Source organism: Bradyrhizobium sp. R2.2-H (genome assembly GCF_004346455.1).
GTDB classification, from domain to species: domain Bacteria; phylum Pseudomonadota; class Alphaproteobacteria; order Rhizobiales; family Xanthobacteraceae; genus Bradyrhizobium; species Bradyrhizobium diversitatis.
Window position 1 is genome coordinate 653,890 of the sequence record NZ_SMBR01000002.1, and the last position, 18,959, is coordinate 672,848.

At 63.7% G+C, this 18,959-nt stretch carries 17 protein-coding genes; 13 read left to right on the top strand and 4 right to left on the bottom strand.

Annotated features, from left to right (window positions below):
- Positions 1-40 precede the first annotated feature (40 nt).
- On the bottom strand, positions 41-1,678 hold the full coding sequence (locus EDE08_RS07180; protein WP_131868242.1) for a flavin-containing monooxygenase: 1,638 nt from the start codon (positions 1,676-1,678) through the stop codon (positions 41-43).
- 351 nt (positions 1,679-2,029) lie between these two features.
- Here EDE08_RS07180 and EDE08_RS07185 point away from each other — a divergent pair, with 351 nt between their 5' ends.
- From EDE08_RS07185 to EDE08_RS07245, 13 genes are all read left to right on the top strand, one after another.
- Positions 2,030-2,917 carry a helix-turn-helix domain-containing protein gene (locus tag EDE08_RS07185; protein ID WP_131868243.1) on the top strand — a complete coding sequence of 296 codons (888 nt, stop codon included), beginning with the start codon at positions 2,030-2,032 and terminating at the stop codon, positions 2,915-2,917.
- A 102-nt stretch (positions 2,918-3,019) separates the two neighbouring features.
- A complete protein-coding gene (locus EDE08_RS07190) occupies positions 3,020-3,337 on the top strand; it encodes an FtsB family cell division protein (RefSeq protein WP_131868336.1) in 318 nt (105 codons plus the stop codon).
- Positions 3,338-3,540: 203 nt separating this feature from the next.
- On the top strand, positions 3,541-4,500 hold the full coding sequence (locus EDE08_RS07195; RefSeq protein ID WP_165935732.1) for a GAF domain-containing protein: 960 nt from the start codon (positions 3,541-3,543) through the stop codon (positions 4,498-4,500).
- A gap of 276 nt (positions 4,501-4,776) precedes the next feature.
- A complete protein-coding gene (gene adh / locus EDE08_RS07200; RefSeq protein WP_131868245.1) occupies positions 4,777-6,294 on the top strand; it encodes an aldehyde dehydrogenase in 1,518 nt (505 codons plus the stop codon).
- Positions 6,295-6,562: 268 nt separating this feature from the next.
- Positions 6,563-7,585, top strand: coding sequence for a pyruvate dehydrogenase (acetyl-transferring) E1 component subunit alpha (gene pdhA, locus EDE08_RS07205; RefSeq protein ID WP_061881821.1), 1,023 nt, complete (start codon positions 6,563-6,565; stop codon positions 7,583-7,585).
- A 29-nt stretch (positions 7,586-7,614) separates the two neighbouring features.
- Positions 7,615-9,006: a pyruvate dehydrogenase complex E1 component subunit beta gene (locus tag EDE08_RS07210; RefSeq protein ID WP_131868246.1), complete on the top strand. Its 1,392-nt coding sequence runs from the start codon at positions 7,615-7,617 to the stop codon at positions 9,004-9,006.
- Positions 9,007-9,009: 3 nt separating this feature from the next.
- The gene (locus EDE08_RS07215; protein ID WP_131868247.1) at positions 9,010-9,315 is read left to right on the top strand and encodes a DUF5076 domain-containing protein; all 306 of its coding nucleotides are present in this window, start codon (positions 9,010-9,012) and stop codon (positions 9,313-9,315) included.
- A 2-nt stretch (positions 9,316-9,317) separates the two neighbouring features.
- The gene (locus tag EDE08_RS07220) at positions 9,318-9,770 is read left to right on the top strand and encodes a nucleoside deaminase (protein WP_131868248.1); all 453 of its coding nucleotides are present in this window, start codon (positions 9,318-9,320) and stop codon (positions 9,768-9,770) included.
- Between the two features lie 63 nt (positions 9,771-9,833).
- Entirely contained in the window at positions 9,834-11,189 is a 1,356-nt protein-coding gene (locus EDE08_RS07225) for a pyruvate dehydrogenase complex dihydrolipoamide acetyltransferase (protein ID WP_131868249.1), read from the top strand.
- Between the two features lie 22 nt (positions 11,190-11,211).
- Positions 11,212-11,445 carry a hypothetical protein gene (locus EDE08_RS07230; protein WP_131868250.1) on the top strand — a complete coding sequence of 78 codons (234 nt, stop codon included), beginning with the start codon at positions 11,212-11,214 and terminating at the stop codon, positions 11,443-11,445.
- Positions 11,446-11,462: 17 nt separating this feature from the next.
- On the top strand, positions 11,463-12,884 hold the full coding sequence (gene lpdA / locus EDE08_RS07235; RefSeq protein WP_131868251.1) for a dihydrolipoyl dehydrogenase: 1,422 nt from the start codon (positions 11,463-11,465) through the stop codon (positions 12,882-12,884).
- A 132-nt stretch (positions 12,885-13,016) separates the two neighbouring features.
- On the top strand, positions 13,017-14,258 hold the full coding sequence (locus EDE08_RS07240; RefSeq protein WP_131868252.1) for a threonine synthase: 1,242 nt from the start codon (positions 13,017-13,019) through the stop codon (positions 14,256-14,258).
- A 182-nt stretch (positions 14,259-14,440) separates the two neighbouring features.
- On the top strand, positions 14,441-15,412 hold the full coding sequence (locus tag EDE08_RS07245) for a tripartite tricarboxylate transporter substrate binding protein BugD (protein WP_131868253.1): 972 nt from the start codon (positions 14,441-14,443) through the stop codon (positions 15,410-15,412).
- Positions 15,413-15,421: 9 nt separating this feature from the next.
- Here the strand turns inward: EDE08_RS07245 and EDE08_RS07250 are convergent, their stop codons facing one another.
- The 3 genes from EDE08_RS07250 to EDE08_RS07260 all read right to left on the bottom strand — a co-directional run bounded on the left by EDE08_RS07250 (position 15,422) and on the right by EDE08_RS07260 (position 18,560).
- Entirely contained in the window at positions 15,422-15,808 is a 387-nt protein-coding gene (locus EDE08_RS07250) for a response regulator transcription factor (RefSeq protein ID WP_131868254.1), read from the bottom strand.
- Between the two features lie 95 nt (positions 15,809-15,903).
- Complete coding sequence (locus EDE08_RS07255) at positions 15,904-16,578, bottom strand: response regulator transcription factor (protein WP_131868255.1); 675 nt, start codon at positions 16,576-16,578, stop codon at positions 15,904-15,906.
- Entirely contained in the window at positions 16,575-18,560 is a 1,986-nt protein-coding gene (locus EDE08_RS07260) for a PAS domain S-box protein (RefSeq protein ID WP_131868256.1), read from the bottom strand. Before EDE08_RS07260 ends, EDE08_RS07255 begins: the two co-directional genes overlap by 4 nt.
- Positions 18,561-18,959 lie beyond the last annotated feature (399 nt).

The following is an 18,959-nucleotide window of genomic DNA, read 5'->3' on the forward strand; positions in this document are numbered from 1 at the left end:
CGTCTGGATTGGAATTATCTGGTCGACGCGTTTCGCGCGCTCAGTTCACGGCGAAGCCCTGGTAACCACTCGCCGCGACCTCGTCGCATTTCTGGCGATAGGCACCGACGCCGCCGCAGTAGGAGAGAACGCGGCGCGGCTTGCCTTCGACGTTCGAGCCCAGGTACCAGGAATTGGTCTTCGCGATCAGCGTCGCGTTGGCGATCTCGTCGTGGTGCGCCACCCAGCCGTCTTCCGCGTCCTTGGTCGGCTCGATCACCTTCAGGTCCTTGGCCCGCATGTACCTGATGCAGTCGTCGATCCATTCGACCTGCTGCTGCAGGCATGTCGTCATGTTGCACAGTGCAGCCGAAGGCGCCAGCGGCACGGCGGTCGTGAACAGGTTGGGATAGCCGTGAACCTGCAGGCCCATCGTCGTGCGGATGTCCCTGGCCCACTCCTCTCTGAGCGATCGTCCGCCGCGTCCCCTGATGTCGATGCGCGTCAGGGCGCCAGTGCCGGCGTCGAAGCCGGTTGCGAGGATGATGATATCGAGCTCATGGACCGTGCCGTCGACGGTCTGGATGCCCGTTGGCGTCACCCGTTCGATCGGATTGTTCTTGACGCTGACGATCTCGACATTGGGCTGATGGAAGGCCTCGAGGAAGTTCTGCTCGAGCGGCACCCGGTGCGTCCCGAAACCATAATCTGCGGGGATCAGGAGGTCGCACAGCTTCGGATCCTTGAGCCGCTCACGCATCTTCTCGCGGACGAACTCCGAGATTTCGGCGTTGACCGCCTCCTCGAAGAACAGCTCGGCGAAGGATGAGATCCATAGCTTCAGCGAGCCGTCATTCCAGCAATCCTCGATCACCTCGCGGCGTTTCTCGGGCGACAAGCCGGCCCACGCATGCTCGAAATCATACTCGAAGCCTGTGAAGGTGTGCGGCAATCGCTGCGTGAAGTGCTCGAACTTGGACTTGTAGGCTTGCGCATCCGCCGCACTGAACTTGGGATTCTTCATCGGGATGATGTACTGCGGCGTGCGGATGAAGACCTTGAGATGGCTGACCTCGCCCGCGATCGTCTGGATGACCTGGATGCCGGTTGCGCCGTTGCCGATGACGCCGACCCGCTTGCCCGCGAGGTCGATCGGCTGCTTCGGCCAGCGCGCTGTGTGGAATAGACGCCCCTTGAAAGTTTCCTGGCCCGGAAACGACACATAGGGCGCCGAGAGCATGCCGCAGCAGGTGACCAGGAACTGGGTGTCGATCACATCGCCCTTGTCGGTCGTGATCAGCCAGCGCTGCGTTGCTTCGTTGAAATGGGCGCTTTTGACCGTCGTGCTGAACTGAATGTCCTTGCGGAGATCGAGACGGTCGGCAACGTAGTTGAGCCAACGCTCGATTTCCGGCTGGCCCGGAAATTTCTCGCTCCAGCTCCATCCCTTGTAGAGCTCCTCGGAGAACAGGTACTGGTAGATGTAGGCTTCCGAGTCGAAGCGCGCGCCGGGATAGCGATTCCAGTACCAGGTGCCGCCGACGCCGGACGCTGCGTCGATCGCCCTGACACTCAATCCCTGCTCGCGCAAACGATAGAGTTGATAGAGCCCGGCAACGCCGGCTCCCACCACGAGCGCATCGAGCCTGGCGGTCGCATGCGCGCCGTTGCTTCCATTGGTCTTGCCTGCGGTTTCCATATTGGTGCCTCCTCACGTTTCCAGGGCGCACGCGACCGTCCCCCGTCCGCGAGATCATCGGGCGCTGGTGCATCGCGGCATTCTCGTTCCCGGCAGCGCGATGGATGGGCTCGCTTGGCCCGCGGCTGTTCCGCCGCTTCTCCTGCTCTGCATGGAACGCGAGCAAGGCTACGCGGCGGCCGAGCTTTGCGGCTTGAACGGAATCGACAATCCTTTGAACGGAGCCCGGCGCCGGACCTCAACACAGTTCGCTTGGCAAACTGCAAAACCGGCTTATGCTCCCTCCTGCCGTTCGGCCAATGAGAAGCGGAAGCAACCGCGCCACAAAATCCCAAGGAGGAGGCTCGTGCGATGGGCCAATTCATCACGGTCGAGGAGCTGCCACGCTACGCGCCCGGCCAGCTGATGCTGGACAGTGCGGCGGTGGGCAAATCCGACTTTCGGCTGCGCGTCTTCCGCTATGCGCCATCCGACATCTGGGTCCCACCAAACGAGAACTTCCTGATCGTCGTGTACCGCGAAGGCACAACGTCGATGAATCGCCGTGTGACCGGCCACTGGAAGCAGGATCATGTCGGCCGCGGCGTCACAACACTGCTAACGCGCGCGGAGCCTTCGAACTGGCGCTGGAGCCACGACATCGAGGTCAGCCATTTCTACATTTCCCCGACCTTGATGGCGAAGACTGCGAGCGAAGCGTTCGACCGCGATCCGGAAGGCATCGAGCTTCACGACCTGCTCAGGATCGAGGATCCGGTGCTGACCTGGATCGGCGACCGCATGGTGCAGGAGGTGTCCGAAGGAGCTCCGGGCGGGCGGCTCTGCTATGATGCGCTGGCACTTCAGGCGAGCGTGCACCTCCTGCGAAGATATGCCTCCGTGCAATTCAAGATGCCCTGTGCGCAGGGGCGCTTCAGGCCAGCCCACGCGCGGCTGATCGAGGATTATGTCGAGCAGAACATATCGAGGAACATCACGCTCGAGGAACTCGCCAATATCTGCAACTGCACGCCGGTGCAGTTTGCGCGCAAATTCCAGGCGCACTACGGCATGCGGCCGCATGCCTATGTGCTGAGCCGCAAGGTGCAGCGCGCGTGCCAACACCTGCGCAAGGATCGGCTCGCTCTGAAGGAGATTGCGCTCTTGAGCGGATTTTCCGATCAGAGCCATCTCAACCGGATCTTCCGCAGACACCTGAACATCACGCCCGCAGAATATCGCAAGAGCTGCCTGAGCTAGTTCTTACTGCGTCACAATCGGACCCGCTCCCGATCATGAAGGTTTGATATGCGATGGCTTGAAATTAGCACTCCCTTAACCAACCTGTCCCATCTTCCCAAGATGGTCTCGCGCGCGCGCCTGAAATCGATCCTGACCGGTCTTGCCCTCTATGCGATGGCGGCGGCCATCGTCGGCTATTTCGGCGTCAACGCCTATACCGGCAAATACGGCCTCACCGCGCGCCAGGAGCTCGACCAGGAGATCATCGCGCTGACCAGCGAGCTGGCCCAGCTCAAGCGTGAGCGTGCCCGGAGCGAACAGCGGGTGTCGCTGCTGCGGTCCGAGAAGATCGACCCCGACATGCTGGACGAGCGGGCGCGCTTCCAGCTCGACTATGTCAATCCGCGCGACCTCGTTCGGATGATCCCGGCGAAGTAGCGCATCCGCAGCTTTCGAAAGCGGTACCGAAAGTCGCTGCCGAGACCGGCATGCGTGCCTCAATTCCAGCGAAAGTCGTAGGCGTGGAGCCGGACGGCCGCCTTGACGGCCGCGCCGCAACGGGCGCTTGTGTCGTCCCTGGTTGACGCAGATCAACCGGGCAGCACCGGCAGCATATAGACTGCCATCCGGAGGAAACAGTGATGAATGGGTCAATGCCCCGGCATCACGCGGCCCGCGTCGAGGCCGCCATCGCGTCAGGCCAGGCGGCTCGGTCCGCGCTCGTGGCCTCGTGGCGTCGCTCTTCCCGATTGCATCATCTCGATCCCGGCGGCCATACCGCGCCGATGCGGCTGACCGAAGCAGAGCTGCACCAGGCGCGCGAGCGTGTCGCGCCGCTTCTGGCCGCGGCGCAAGGCGCGATGGACCGGCTGTATCAGGCCGTCGGCGCCGCGGGTTGCTGCGTGCTGCTCGCCGACGGCGACGGCGTGCCGGTCGATCGCCGTGGCACGGTGGCGGACGACGCGACGTTTCAGTCCTGGGGCCTTTGGACCGGTGCGCTCTGGAGCGAGGAGCACGAGGGCACCAATGGCATCGGTACCTGCCTGGTCGAGCAGCGTCCGCTGACGATCGATCGCGACCAGCATTTCTTTGCCCGCAATACGCTTCTGAGCTGCACCGCCGTTCCGATCTACGATCATGAGGCGGCGCTCGCAGGCGTGCTCGACGTCTCCTCCTGCCGCGCCGACCGCACCGACGCCTTCGCCAGCCTGATCGCACTCGCGACGGGCGAGGCGGCCAAGCGTATCGAGGCCGACCTGTTTCGAAAGGCTTTTGCCGACGCCCGCATCGTGCTGACGCAAGCTGCGGACGGAAGTTGCAGCGGCCTCGTTGCAGTGGATGCGGACGATCTCGTGATCGGCGCGACCCGCTCCGCCCGGGTGGCGCTCGGAATCGCGCCCGGCCGGGCCTTGCAGCCGGTGCCTGCCGGCGACCTTCTCGGCGGAGATACCGCACGAGATCATCTTGCTGGCGGCCAGCGCGCGGTATTGCAGCGCGCGCTGCTCCGCGCCGGCGGCAATGTCTCCGCCGCCGCCAAGGCCCTCGGCGTCAGCCGCGCCACGCTGCACCGGAAGCTGAAGCGGTTCGAGCTGAACCACTGAGCTCTATCTCCTCATGGTGAGGAGACCGCGAAGCGGTTCGTCTCGAACCATGCAGGCCCCGCCGCATCTGCAGCCATCCTTCGAGACCGCGCAGGAGCGCGCTCCTTCCGGATGAGGTTGAGTGTGCCGGTGCAGCCATATGACTGTCGCAGAACTGCGACAGATCCGCCCGACCATCGCTTCCGCCCGGGCTGACAGAAAACGCCTCCCGCATCATCGTCGGCGCAAGTCGTGAACACACGACGACAAGCAAGCAGCAAACATCGGGAGTGATCAATGAACAAGGTGGAATTCCTCAGCGTCACCAAAGTTCCCTTTGCCGAACGCTACGACAATTTCATCGGCGGCAAGTTCGTGGCGCCGATCTCCGGCAAATATTTCGACAATGCCTCGCCGGTGACCGGCCAGATCGTCTGCAAGATCGCGCGATCCGACGCGCAGGACGTCGAGGCGGCGCTCGACGCGGCGCATGCCGCCAAGGCCGCCTGGGGCCGCACCAGCGTCGCCGAGCGTGCCGCGATCCTGAACCGGATTGCCGACCGCATGGAGGAGAATCTCGAGCGCCTTGCGATTGCCGAGACCTGGGACAACGGCAAGCCGATCCGCGAGACCCGCGCCGCCGACCTGCCGCTCGCGATCGATCACTTCCGCTATTTCGCCGGCGTGGTGCGCGCCCAGGAAGGCTCGATCGGCGAGATCGACCACGACACCATCGCCTATCATTTCCACGAGCCGCTCGGCGTGGTTGGCCAGATCATCCCCTGGAACTTCCCGCTGCTGATGGCCTGCTGGAAGCTCGCCCCGGCGCTTGCCGCCGGCAATTGCGTCGTGCTCAAGCCCGCCGAGCAGACGCCAGCCTCGATCATGGTCTGGGCCGAGATCATCGCGGATGTCCTGCCGCCCGGTGTCCTCAACATCGTCAACGGCTTTGGCCTCGAGGCCGGCAAGCCGCTGGCATCCAGCCCGCGCATCGCCAAGATCGCCTTCACCGGCGAGACGTCGACGGGCCGGCTGATCATGCAGTACGCCAGCCAGAACCTCATTCCGGTCACGCTTGAGCTCGGCGGCAAGTCGCCGAACATCTTCTTCAAGGACGTCATCGCCGAGGACGACGACTTCTTCGACAAGGCGATCGAAGGTTTCGTCATGTTCGCGCTGAACCAGGGCGAGGTGTGCACCTGTCCGAGCCGGGCGCTGGTCCACGCGGATATCTATGACCGCTTCATGGAGCGGGCGCTGAAGCGCGTCGCCGCGATCAAGCAGGGCGATCCGCGCGATCCCACGACCATGATCGGCGCGCAGGCATCCAGCGAGCAGCTGTCCAAGATCCTCTCCTACATCGACATCGGCAAGGAGGAGGGCGCCAAGGTGCTGGCCGGCGGCGGCCGCGCCGAACTCGCGGGCGATCTCGCCGGCGGCTTCTACGTCCAGCCGACCGTGTTCGAGGGCCACAACAAGATGCGAATCTTCCAGGAGGAGATTTTCGGCCCCGTCGTCTCGGTCACGACCTTCAGGACCGACGAGGAAGCGCTCGCGATCGCCAACGACACGCTCTACGGGTTGGGTGCCGGCGTCTGGAGTCGCGACGCCAACCGCTGCTACCGCTTCGGCCGGGAGATCCAGGCCGGCCGGGTCTGGACCAACTGCTACCATGCCTATCCCGCGCATGCGGCCTTCGGCGGCTACAAGCAGTCCGGCGTCGGGCGCGAGACCCACAAGATGATGCTCGATCACTATCAGCAGACCAAGAACCTCCTGGTCAGCTATAGCCCGAAGAAGCTGGGCTTCTTCTGATTGAACAGGCGGAGCGGACGGCGCCATTTCGGCGTCGTCCGCTCTGAAGGCCGGCAGCCGCGTGGCCCAACCGTGCTTGGCCCGCTCACGAATTCGCGCGCGCCCATGCGCACATAGATTTGTTGCCCGATCGGCGCCAAAGATTTTGCAATATTTCGATCACGTTGCAGTGCGGCATAATGAAAGTCGTGCCATGCCGCCGCGGTGCTTTCGCACGCGATTGACTTGGGTTAGAGAGGGCGAAAGTTTTCTCTGACCCGGAATTCCCATGGCCGCCCCCAAGAAAGCCGCCGCAAGCCCTCCACAGGATAAGACCGACGGCGGTTCGCCTCCGGAATTCACCAGGGAGCAGGAGCTCAAGGCGCTCCGCGACATGCTCCTGATCCGCAGGTTCGAGGAAAAGGCAGGCCAACTCTACGGCATGGGCGCGATCGGCGGCTTCTGCCACCTCTATATCGGCCAGGAGGCCGTGGTGGTCGGCATGCAGATGGCGCTGAAGCAGGGCGACCAGGTCATTACCGGCTATCGCGATCACGGCCACATGCTTGCCACCGGCATGGATGCCAACGGCGTCATGGCCGAGCTCACGGGCCGCCGCGGCGGCTACTCCAAGGGCAAGGGCGGCTCCATGCACATGTTCAGCAAGGAGAAGCACTTCTATGGCGGCCACGGCATCGTCGGCGCCCAGGTCTCGCTCGGCACCGGTCTTGCCTTTGCCAATCACTATCGCAGCAACGACAATGTCAGCGTCACCTATTTCGGCGACGGCGCGGCCAACCAGGGCCAGGTCTATGAGAGCTTCAACATGGCGGAGCTCTGGAAGCTGCCGGTGATCTACGTTATCGAGAACAACCGCTACGCCATGGGCACATCGGTCTCGCGCGCCTCGGCACAGCAGGATTTTTCCAGGCGCGGCGTCTCCTTCAACATCCCCGGCAAGCAGGTCGACGGCATGGACGTCCGCGCCGTGAAGGCGGCGGGCGAGGAGGCGGCGGCCTGGTGCCGCGCCGGCAAGGGGCCTTTCATTCTGGAGATGCAGACCTATCGCTATCGCGGTCATTCGATGTCCGACCCTGCAAAATATCGCACGCGCGAGGAGGTCGAGAAGGTCCGCCACGACCAGGATCCGATCGAGCAGGTGCGCAACCGCCTCCTGGCGGCGAAGGTCAGCGAGCAGGATCTGAAGGCGATCGATGCCGAAGTGCGCGACATCGTCAACGCCGCCGCCGATTTCGCCCAGCACGATCCCGAGCCGGATGCCGCCGAGCTCTGGACCGACGTTTACCGCTGAACGCGCGCAAGCTTTCTTTTGGAGCCAATATGCCAATTCAAGTGCTGATGCCCGCGCTGTCGCCCACGATGGAGAAGGGCAACCTCGCCAAATGGCTGAAGAAAGAGGGCGAGACGATCAAGTCCGGCGACGTCATCGCCGAGATCGAGACCGACAAGGCGACCATGGAGGTCGAGGCGACCGACGAAGGCACGCTCGGCAAGATCCTGATCCCCGAGGGCACCGCCGACGTTGCGGTGAACACGCCGATCGCCACCATTCTCGCGGATGGCGAGAGCGCCGCTGATCTCGGCAAGGCGTCCGCGCCGGCCAAGCAGGAGAAAGCTGCCGAGTCGGCGCCGCCTGCCGCCGCCAAGGCCGAGGCGCCGCAGCCGAAGGCCGCGCCTGCCGCCCCGCAGGCCGTTGCCGAGCCGGATCCGGAAGTGCCCGCCGGTACCGAGATGGTGACGCAGACCATCCGCGAAGCGCTGCGCGATGCCATGGCCGAAGAGATGCGCCGCGACGCCGATGTGTTCGTAATGGGTGAAGAGGTCGCCGAATATCAGGGCGCCTACAAGGTGACCCAGGGCCTGCTGCAGGAGTTCGGCGCCAAGCGCGTCATCGATACCCCGATCACAGAGCACGGCTTTGCCGGCGTCGGCGTCGGCGCCGCGATGACCGGCCTGAAGCCGATCGTCGAGTTCATGACCTTCAACTTCGCCATGCAGGCGATCGACCAGATCATCAACTCCGCGGCCAAGACGCTCTACATGTCCGGCGGCCAGATGGGCTGCTCGATCGTGTTCCGCGGGCCCAACGGCGCCGCTGCGCGCGTCGCCGCCCAGCACAGCCAGGATTACTCGTCCTGGTACTCGCACATTCCGGGCCTGAAGGTGGTCGCGCCGTATTCGGCAGCCGACGCCAAGGGCCTGCTCAAGGCCGCGATCCGCGATCCAAATCCGGTGATCTTCCTCGAGAACGAGGTACTCTACGGTCACACCGGCGAAGTGCCCAAGCTGGATGATTTCATCATCCCGATCGGCAAGGCGCGCATCGTGCGCTCCGGCAGCCACGTCACCATCATCTCCTGGTCGAACGGCATGACCTATGCGCTCAAGGCCGCCGACGAGCTCGCCAAGGACGGCATCGAGGCCGAGGTGATCGACCTGCGCACGCTGCGCCCGATGGACACCGAGACCATCATCAACTCAGTCAAGAAGACCGGCCGCGCCGTGACGGTGGAAGAGGGCTGGGCCCAGAGCGGCGTCGGCGCCGAGATCGCCGCGCGGATCATGGAGAACGCCTTCGACTATCTGGATGCGCCGGTCGCGCGCGTCTCCGGCAAGGACGTCCCGATGCCCTATGCAGCGAACCTGGAGAAGCTCGCGCTGCCCTCGGCGGCAGAAGTCGTCGAGGCCGCCAAAGCCGTCTGCTACAGGTAGACCATGGCGGGCCCCAAGGAGCAGCCACTGCCGCCCGATGTGATCGACCGCGAAGACGCGACGGAGATTCTGCGTGTCTTCGTCTTGGAGGGCGGGCTATCGATGTCGTTCCAGCGCGCCTTTGATGAACCGGATACCTGGGGGCTGCTCTTGGTCGACCTCGCACGTCACATCTCTCGGACCTATGCACGAGAAGCTGGCTATACCGAAGAGGAAGCTCTCGCGCGCGTGGTGGACATGTTCGAGGCAGAGTTGGCGCGGCCTACCGATCTTGGGACCACCGAGATTCGATCGAAGAAGGGGCACTGACCATGGCGATCGAATCCCATCATTACGATTTCATGCTGGAAGCGATCCGCGAGGCGGAAACCTCCATCGCGCAGGGCGGTCTGCCGATCGGCGCCGTGCTGACGCGTGACAACAAGATCATCGCCCGCGGCCACAACAACCGCGTGCAGGAGAACAATCCGATCCTGCACGGCGAAATGACCTGCCTGCGCGAAGCCGGCGCGATCTCGTTCCACGACACGGTCATGTACACGACGCTGTCGCCATGCTCGATGTGCGCGGGCGCGCTCGCGCTGTTCAAGGTCAAGCTGGTGGTGATCGGGGAATCCGTCACCTTCCCCGGCTCCAAGGACATCCTCGACAAGTTCGGCATTCCCTGGATCGACCTTGCCGACGACCGCTCCATCACGATGATGAAGAATTGGCGTTCCATTCCTGCCAATGAGCGCCTGTGGCAGGGCGACATCGGCAACTAAACCTGGTCCGTTCGTCTTCGCTGTCGAAAGACGACGTTTTGCAAAGTTCTTCTTGAGGTCAGCATGCCCATCAACATCCTGATGCCCGCTCTCTCGCCGACGATGGAGAAGGGCAACCTCGCCAAGTGGCTGAAGAAGGAAGGTGACAAGGTCAATTCCGGCGACGTCATCGCCGAGATCGAAACCGACAAGGCGACCATGGAGGTCGAGGCGATCGACGAGGGCACGATCGCCAAGATCCTGGTGCCCGAGGGCACGCAGGATGTCCCGGTCAACGACGTCATTGCGGTGCTGGCCGGCGAAGGCGAGGACGTGAAGGCCGCAGGCAGCGCCAAGCCCAGCGCTTCGGCCGCGCCGCCGAAGGCTGCCGAGGCTCCCGCTGCTGCCCCGGCGCCCGCGCCCACGCCCGCCGCGCCCAAGGCCGCGCCGCCGCCCGCGGCTGCACCCGCGCCGCAGCCCGCTACTCCGGCCGCGCAGGCCAATGGTCATGGGGGCCGTGTGTTCTCATCGCCGCTGGCGCGGCGTCTCGCCAAGGAAGCAGGCATCGATGTCGGCATGGTCACCGGCACCGGACCGCATGGCCGCGTGGTCGCGCGCGACGTCGAGCAGGCCAAGTCCGGCAAGGGTATGAAAGCGCCCGCCGCGGCACCGTCAGGCGCGCCTGCGATCGCGCCGACGATGTCGGACAAGCAGATCCTGTCGCTGTTCGAGCCCGGCTCCTACGACATCGTCCCGCATGACGGCATGCGCCGCACCATTGCGCAGCGCCTGACCGCATCGATCCAGAACGTTCCGCACTTCTACCTGACAATCGACTGCGATATCGGCAAGCTGCTCGCCGCGCGCGAGGAGATCAATGCGGCGGCTCCCAAGGACAAGGAGAAGAAGCCGCTCTACAAGATCTCGGTCAACGACTTCGTCATCAAGGCGATGGCGGTGGCGCTGCAGAGGATCCCGAACTGCAACGTCAGCTGGACCGAAAGCGGCATGGTCAAGCATCACCATTCCGACGTCGGCGTTGCCGTCGCGATGCCCGGCGGCCTGATCACGCCGATCATCCGCAAGGCGGAGACCAAGACGCTCTCCACCATCTCCAACGAGATGAAGGATTTTGCCGCGCGCGCCCGCTCGCGCAAGCTCAAGCCTGAGGAGTACCAGGGCGGTACCACGGCCGTCTCCAACCTCGGCATGTACGGCATCAGCCACTTCACCGCCGTGATCAACCCGCCGCATGCGACGATTCTCGCGGTCGGCACCAGCGAGGAGCGCCCCGTCGTGCGCGACGGCAAGATCGAGATCGCGCACATGATGAGCGTGACCCTGTCCTGCGATCACCGCGCCATCGACGGCGCGCTCGGCGCCGAGCTGATCGGCGCCTTCAAGCAGCTGATCGAAAACCCCGTGATGATGATGGTCTGACGCGGCGGCAGAGGGGGCAACCTTGCATGTCCGGACCCGCTGGCCATGGATATCGCTGCTGCTCGGCGCCGTCGTCGCGCTCAACCCGATCGGGCTCGATTTTCTTCGTTCTGCGTTCTTTGCCGGCGAGCAACTGGCGCGGAACATCGCCCAGCCGATCGTGCTCATCGCACTGGCCGTGATGGTCGTGGTGGTGGTGCTCGAATGGCTGGTGAGGTCTCTTTTGGTCAAGCGCCGCGCCCGCGGCGCCTCTTGAGTTGAACGGGAGCCGCTATGGCCGACACATCTTTCGACGTCATCATCATCGGCTCCGGCCCCGGCGGCTATGTCACTGCGATCCGCGCCGCGCAGCTCGGATTCAAGACGGCAATCGTCGAAAAATCCTATCTCGGCGGCATCTGCCTGAACTGGGGCTGCATCCCGACCAAGGCGCTGCTGCGTTCGGCCGAGATCTATCACTACATGCAGAATGCCAAGGATTACGGCCTGTCGGCCGAGAAGGTCTCGTTCGATCCGCAGGCCGTGGTGCAGCGCTCGCGCGGCGTCGCGAAGCAATTGAATACTGGCGTCGGCTTCCTGATGAAGAAGAACAAGGTCAGCGTGATCTGGGGCGCGGCCTCGATCGACGCGCCCGGCAAGGTCACCGTGAAGAAGTCCGACGTGGAGGCCCCCAAGGGGGCGCTGGGCGAGGGCACCTACCAGGCCAAGCACATCATCGTCGCGACCGGTGCGCGGCCGCGCGTGCTGCCCGGGCTCGAACCCGACAAGAAGCTGGTCTGGACCTATTTCGAAGCGATGGTGCCCGAGCGGATGCCAAAGTCGCTGCTGGTGGTCGGCTCCGGGGCGATCGGCATCGAGTTCGCCTCCTTCTTCCACACCATGGGCTCCGACGTTACCGTGGTCGAGGTGCTGCCGCAGATCCTCCCCGTCGAGGACGCCGAGATTGCCGGCCTTGCGCGCAAGCGGCTTGAGAAGCAGGGCATCAAGATCATGACCTCGACCAAGGTGACCAAGCTGGAGAAGAAGGCCGACAGTGTCGTCGCCACCATCGACGACGGCAAGGGCAAGCCCGTGACTACCGAGTTCGAGCGCGTGATCTCGGCCGTCGGCGTCGTCGGCAACATCGAGAATCTCGGCCTCGAAAAGCTCGGTGTGAAGACCGACCGCGGCATCGTCGTCGTCGACGGCTACGGCAAGACCAATATCCCCGGCATCTATGCCATCGGCGACGTCGCCGGCCCTCCGATGCTCGCGCACAAGGCCGAGCATGAAGGCGTGATCTGCGTCGAGGCCATCAAGGGCCTCAACCCGCACCCCATGGACAAGAACATGATCCCGGGCTGCACCTATTGTCATCCGCAGGTGGCGTCCGTGGGCCTCACCGAAGCCAAGGCGAAAGAGAACGGCCGCGAGATCCGCGTCGGCCGTTTCCCCTTCGTCGGCAACGGCAAGGCCATCGCGCTCGGCGAGGACCAGGGCCTGGTCAAGGTGATCTTCGACAAAAAGACCGGTCAGCTTCTCGGCGCCCACATGGTCGGCGCGGAGGTCACCGAGCTGATCCAGGGCTACGTCGTCGCCATGAACCTGGAGACCACGGAAGAAGAGCTCATGCACACGGTCTTCCCGCATCCGACGCTGTCGGAGATGATGAAGGAAGCCGTGCTGGATGCGTATGGACGGGTGTTGAATATTTGACCGCTCGTCATGCGCGGGCTTGACCCGCGCATCCATCCAGCGAAGCGCTCTTCAAGGGATGGATTGCCGGGTCAAGCCCGGCAATGACGGAGGCCAAGAAACTGGCAACAAGGAAGAAGAAAGAAGCGAGCCATGCACGACAACGACAATCTCACCATCGAACGTCCGACCTTCGTCACGCATCTCGAATGCGCGATGGAGGGCGATCATTACGCCGCCGACCAGGTCCACAACCTCTCCAAGGCCGGCAAGCCGCTTCTTGTCCGCTACGACCTCGCCGGCGTGAAGAAGGCGCTGACGAAGGATGCGTTGGCCCAGCGCCCCGGCGACATGTGGCGCTATCGCGAGCTGCTGCCGGTGCGCAAATGCAAGGACATCGTCTCGCTTGGCGAGGTGACGACGCCCCTGATCAGGCTCCCTAAGCTCGGCAAGAAGCTCGGCGGCGGCGAGATCATCGTCAAGGACGAGGGGCGGCTGCCGACCGGCTCGTTCAAGGCACGCGGGCTCGTGATGGCGGTGTCGATGGGCAAGGCGCTCGGCATCAAGCATATGGCGATGCCGACCAACGGCAATGCCGGCGCGGCGCTGGCGGCTTATGCCACGTCCTGCGGCATCAAGACCACGATCTTCTGTCCCGCCGACACGCCCGAGGTGAATGTCAGCGAGATCGAGCTGCAGGGCGCGACCGTCTACCGCGTCAACGGCTATATCGATGATTGCGGCAAGATCGTCGGCGAGGGAAAGGCGAAGGTCGGCTGGTTCGACACCTCGACGCTGAAGGAGCCGTACCGCATCGAAGGCAAGAAGACGATGGGCCTCGAGCTCGCCGAGCAGCTCGGCTGGGACGTGCCCGACGTGATCTTCTATCCGACCGGTGGCGGCACCGGCCTGATCGGCATGTGGAAGGCTTTCGACGAGCTGGAGAAGATCGGGTTTATCGGAAGCAAGCGCCCGCGCATGGTTGCGGTGCAGGCATCGGGCTGCGCGCCGATGGTGCGCGCCTACGAAGCCGGGACCGAGCACGCCACGCGCTGGGAGGACGCCCACACCATTGCCTCGGGCATCCGTGTGCCGCAGGCGATCGGCGATTTCCTGATCCTGCGCGCGGTGCGGGAGAGCAAGGGTTTTGCGATCGCCGTCGACGACGACAAGATCTCGTCGGCGCTGAACGAGGTTGCGCGCGAGGAGGGGCTGCTGTTGTGCCCCGAGGGCGCCGCCACCTACGCCGCCTACAAGCAGAGCCTCGCCGACGGCCGCGTCAGCAAGACCGACCGCGTGATGCTGTTCAACTGCGCGACCGGCCTGAAGTACCCGCTGCCGCCGGTCACCCGCACCCTCGACCGCCACAAGCCGATTGACTACGCGCAGTTCTAAAGCATGATCCGGAAAAGTGCGCAGCGGTTTTCCGAAAAGATCATGCTAAACAACAATCTAAAGCGCGATGACGTTTCATCCTGATCGCATCGCGCTTTAGCGCGGCACTGCGCTACAAACGATCCCTCTTCCCGTACGCGGGCAGAGGCCAAAAAAACAACGACATCGCTGGGGAGAAGACAATGAAGAAGGCCGCTTGGGCTGCGCTGATTGCTATTCTCGCTGTGACCGGCGCCGCGCGCGCCGACGACTATCCCTCACGTCCCATCACCGTCATCGTGCCTTTCGCCGCCGGCGGACCGTCGGATGCGATGGCGCGAGTCCTCGCTGATCGGATGCGGGTGACGTTGGGGCAGCCCGTGGTGATCGAGAACGTCACCGGCGCGGGCGGTTCGATCGGCGTCGCTCGCGCCGTGCAATCGCCGCCGGACGGCTACACCATCTCGTTCGGCCACCTCGGCACCCACGTCGCCAACGGTGCCGTCTACAAGCTCAAATACGATCTCGTCGCCGACCTCGAGCCTGTGGTGCTGTTGCCGAGCAATCCGATGATCGTCGTCAGCAAGAACGCGGTACCTGCGACCTCGCTGAAGGAGCTGTTGGACTGGCTGAAGTCGCGGCCGTCGCCGCCGACCGCAGGCACCGCCGGCGCGGGCTCCGGCAGCCATATCGCGGGCGTCTATCTCGAGAACGTCTCCGGCATCAAGCTGCAATACGTGCCGTATCGCGGCACCGCGCCCGCACTGAACGATCTCATCGCCGGCCAGATCGACCTCATCGTCGATCAGACCTCCAACTCCATCAACCAGGTCCGCGCCGGCACCATCCGCGCCTATGCCATCACCGACGACAAGCGCCTGCGCTCGGCGCCCGACATTCCGACCGCGGAGGAGGCGGGCCTGAAAGGCTTCAACATGACGCTGTGGTCTGGCATGTGGGTTCCGAAGGGCACGCCGAAGGAGATCGTGACCAAGCTCAATGCGGCCGCCGTTGAAGCGCTGAACGATCCCGGAGTGAGGAAGCAGCTCGAAAGCCAGGGCCTGGAGATGCCTCCCAAGGATCAGCTCACGCCCGAAGCGCTCGGCACCCGCCAGAAGGCCGAGATCGCCAAATGGTGGCCGATGATCAAGGCGGCGAACATCAAGGTGGATTGACGCCGGCGCTCACTGCGAGGTTTCGTGACCTGCCGCCAGGGCACGGTCCAGGCACTGCATCAGATCCGAGGCGGCGAACGGCTTGCCGAGAAAACAGATTGCCCCGGCTTTGAGGGCACGCACCCGTACGCTCTCGTCCGGGAAGGCTGTGATGAAGATGAACGGCGCCGCCGAACCATGCGCACGCATCTGCATCAACAGATCGATTCCGGTCATCAGCGGCATCTGCACGTCGGCGATCACACACGAGGTGCCATTCGAATCGGACGACCTCAAAAACTCCTCGGCTGAGGCGAATGTGTGGACGACGTACCCGCGCGATTCCAGGAGATTGTTGATAGCGACCCGCACGTAAGGGTCGTCGTCAAGCACCGAAATGACCGAAGCCGCTGACAAGACGTCCGCTCCTCACCCGGCATCACGCTCGCCGTCGCCACGGCTACACATAATCCGATAAGGTGGACCTGCCGGTTGCGATTGGAAACTCATACTTAGGTTTGTGCGTCGGGCTTGTTGGACCCTATCCCGAGGGCCTCGCTCATTCTCACCAGATCGGCCAGCGACTTCGCGCCCATTTTCCGCATGATCTGGCCGCGATAGATCTTGACGGTAATTTCCGCCAATCCGAGCTGGGCGGCCACTTGCTTGTTCATCAGGCCGGCCGTCACCAGTGACAATACGTCTCGCTCCCGCGGAGAGAGTGACTCGAAGCGGGATCTCACGGTCGAGACCGTCCTGTTGAGGTCACGGCGCTTGCGGTCTCTCTCGATCGCGGCCTGGACTGCATCCAGGATGTCCTGGTCGCGGACCGGCTTGGTCAAGAAGTCGATCGCGCCGCTCTTCATGGCCCGAACCGTCATGGGAATATCACCGTAACCGGTGATGAAGATGATAGGCGTGTGGATATTCGCCTTGGCAAGATCGGATTGAAGGTCGAGGCCGCTGGCGCCGGGAAGGCGGATGTCGAGCACGAGGCAACTGGGGGCTTCCGGCGGCTTGGCGTGGAGGAGTTGCGGTGCCGAGCCGAATGCTTCGACCTTAAGGCCAACCGACTCGAATAAATTGGTGAGCGCACGGCGCATGGACGCGTCGTCGTCGACGATGAAGACAATTGGCTGATCGCCGTCCTCCTCCTGCGGTGGCGGAGGTTCCCCGCGCTCGGTCACGACGTTTCCTCGCGATGGAGAGGCAAGGTGATCTGAAAAGTCGCGCCGTGCTCCTGGTTGGGTGCGACGAAAAGCCGTCCACCATGCGCCTCGATGATGGATCGACAGATCGACAGCCCCATGCCCATGCCGGTGGACTTCGTGGTGAAGAACGGGGTGAACAGGCGGTCTATCGCCTGTTCACTGATGCCGACTCCGCTGTCGGAAACGCTCACCAGCACCGCGTCATCGCCGTTCGCCGCTGAACGGATCGCCAGCGCGCGCGGGCGATCATGGACGTCTTCCATGGCCTCGATCCCGTTCATGATCAGGTTGATCAGGACCTGTTGCAATTGGATTCGATCGCCGAATATTTTCGGCAGTGCCGACGACAGCTCCATTCGCACCGACACGGCGTGGCTGGCCATCTCACGCTGAACCAGCGCCACCGACTCCCGTACGACGACATTGGCGTCGAGCGGAGCCATGTCGATGTCGGATCGCTTGGCGAGCGCTCGAACGCGACGGATCACGTCGCTGGCACGCGTGCCATCCTCGATGATCCACTCGACGGAGCGGCCGGCCGCTTGGAGGTCGGGCGGACTGCGCTGCAGCCAGGCGAGGCAGGCGTCGGCGTTTGCGATTACAGCGGCGAGCGGCTGATTGATTTCGTGGGCAATGGAAGCGGTCAGCTCACCCAGGGTCGTGACACGCGTCACATGGGCGAGCTCGGCCTGGGCCTTGCGCAGTGCATCTTCGGCCTGATTGGCCCGGATGGCCGCGGTTACGTCAGTGCAGACGCCACGATAGCCCAGAAAAGCGCCTTCGGCGTCGAAGAACGGCTTGCCACTGGTCCGGACGTAGATCGTCTGCCCGCTGCGATCCTTGCTGCGATACACCAGGTCACGGAAGGGGACGTGGGCGTCGAGCGCCGCCCGGTGTTGTTGCCATTTCTCCGGTTCGAGATCGGCGTCAGGAGCGATATCCCAACGCGTGAGTCCGATCAGGCCGGCGGGAGCGGTCATGGTATCGGAGTGTTCCGATATCTGGGTGACTCGATGGTCTGGCCCTGTTTCCCAGAACCAGTCGGAGGCGGTCTCGGCATAGTCGCGGAAGCGTTGCTCGCTCGCGCGCAGTCTGCGCTCTGCCTCTTTGGTCGCCGTGATGTCGGTTACCGATCCCACGAACTCCACGCACCCGTTCGAATCCCGCATCGCGCGGGCGACCGCCCGGACGTACTTGATGGAACCCTCGGGCATCACGAGCCGGTATTCGTGGTCGTAATCCTTTCCCTCTCGCGCGGCCCGAGCCGTTGTCTGTTGCACCGCGAGCCGGTCGTCCGGATGGATCCGCTGGAGCATGAACGGGATCTTCGGCTTGGTTCCCTCGTCACACTGGAAGATGCGGTAGGTCTCCTTGGACCAGGTGATCTCGCGGGTTGCGGCCTTCCATCCGAAACTGCCGGTGTGGCTCAATTCCTGCGCTTGGGCGAGATAGGCCTCGCTCTGTCGCAGCGCATTCTCGGCTTCCTTGCGCTCGGTGATGTTCTCGCAGGCGATCAGGACGATTGGTCCGCCATCCGCCCGCAGCATGGTCTTGGCATTCTCGCGCACCCATAGCACCGAGCCGTCCTTGCGTATCTTCCGGATCTCCCAGGTGTGGGATTGATCGACGGTCTCAAGGCACAGCGTGACACACGCGCGGACGAGGTCGCGATCCTCCTCGAAGAAGACATCCAGCACCGATCGGCCGATCAGCTCCGCGGCGGCATAGCCCAGTTGCGCGGCGCCGAACGTGTTCACGTTGATCACGGTTCCGGCTGGATCGACCATGAAGTACATGACCGGAGTATGCTCGAAGACTTGCTGCCACTGCTTGACCGTCTCGAGCAGGTCGTCACCATCGGGCTCGCTGCGCGGCTTAGGGGGTGCGGTTGGCCTTACGCAGCCGGCGAGGAATTGCGCGGCTGACTTCCCGAATGTCGCTGCTCGGCCAGGCTTCATCGCAGACGCTCCCGGCGTTCTCTGCGTAAATACGAGTAGAGCACGTTGCAGTGGGACGAGCAATTCCCGCCAAAGTCGGATGGGCAGTTATCACGTTCGCCTGTGACTTGACCGCTGCCACCCTGTCCAGGGCGACGCATCGCGTACGCCATGCCGGCAAGATTTTCACGGTGACCGTGCGGCCGGAGCATCGTGCGCCGTCTCGTTGCACATCAGCCCGCGGGGGAGCCCCGGGCGAGTACGGACAAACCTAGGTATAGCTCCTCCATTCCTAGTCATATCGGTCATTTACCTCCGTACAATTGAGCGTCTCGTGCCCTGGGGAATAGCTTCATGACCATCGGGCGTATTGCAGCGAGCGCACGAGAACCGAAGGAAACGAACTGGCAAAGCGCGAGC

Excerpts from the sequence above, each read along its gene's own strand:
- EDE08_RS07180 (WP_131868242.1), bottom strand. The coding sequence starts at position 1,678 with ATGGAAACCGCAGGCAAGACCAATGGAAGCAACGGCGCGCATGCGACC.
- EDE08_RS07185 (WP_131868243.1), top strand. The coding sequence starts at position 2,030 with ATGGGCCAATTCATCACGGTCGAGGAGCTGCCACGCTACGCGCCCGGC.
- EDE08_RS07190 (WP_131868336.1), top strand. The coding sequence starts at position 3,020 with ATGGTCTCGCGCGCGCGCCTGAAATCGATCCTGACCGGTCTTGCCCTC.
- EDE08_RS07195 (WP_165935732.1), top strand. The coding sequence starts at position 3,541 with ATGAATGGGTCAATGCCCCGGCATCACGCGGCCCGCGTCGAGGCCGCC.
- adh (WP_131868245.1), top strand. The coding sequence starts at position 4,777 with ATGAACAAGGTGGAATTCCTCAGCGTCACCAAAGTTCCCTTTGCCGAA.
- pdhA (WP_061881821.1), top strand. The coding sequence starts at position 6,563 with ATGGCCGCCCCCAAGAAAGCCGCCGCAAGCCCTCCACAGGATAAGACC.
- EDE08_RS07210 (WP_131868246.1), top strand. The coding sequence starts at position 7,615 with ATGCCAATTCAAGTGCTGATGCCCGCGCTGTCGCCCACGATGGAGAAG.
- EDE08_RS07215 (WP_131868247.1), top strand. The coding sequence starts at position 9,010 with ATGGCGGGCCCCAAGGAGCAGCCACTGCCGCCCGATGTGATCGACCGC.
- EDE08_RS07220 (WP_131868248.1), top strand. The coding sequence starts at position 9,318 with ATGGCGATCGAATCCCATCATTACGATTTCATGCTGGAAGCGATCCGC.
- EDE08_RS07225 (WP_131868249.1), top strand. The coding sequence starts at position 9,834 with ATGCCCATCAACATCCTGATGCCCGCTCTCTCGCCGACGATGGAGAAG.
- lpdA (WP_131868251.1), top strand. The coding sequence starts at position 11,463 with ATGGCCGACACATCTTTCGACGTCATCATCATCGGCTCCGGCCCCGGC.
- EDE08_RS07240 (WP_131868252.1), top strand. The coding sequence starts at position 13,017 with ATGCACGACAACGACAATCTCACCATCGAACGTCCGACCTTCGTCACG.
- EDE08_RS07245 (WP_131868253.1), top strand. The coding sequence starts at position 14,441 with ATGAAGAAGGCCGCTTGGGCTGCGCTGATTGCTATTCTCGCTGTGACC.
- EDE08_RS07260 (WP_131868256.1), bottom strand. The coding sequence starts at position 18,560 with ATGAAGCCTGGCCGAGCAGCGACATTCGGGAAGTCAGCCGCGCAATTC.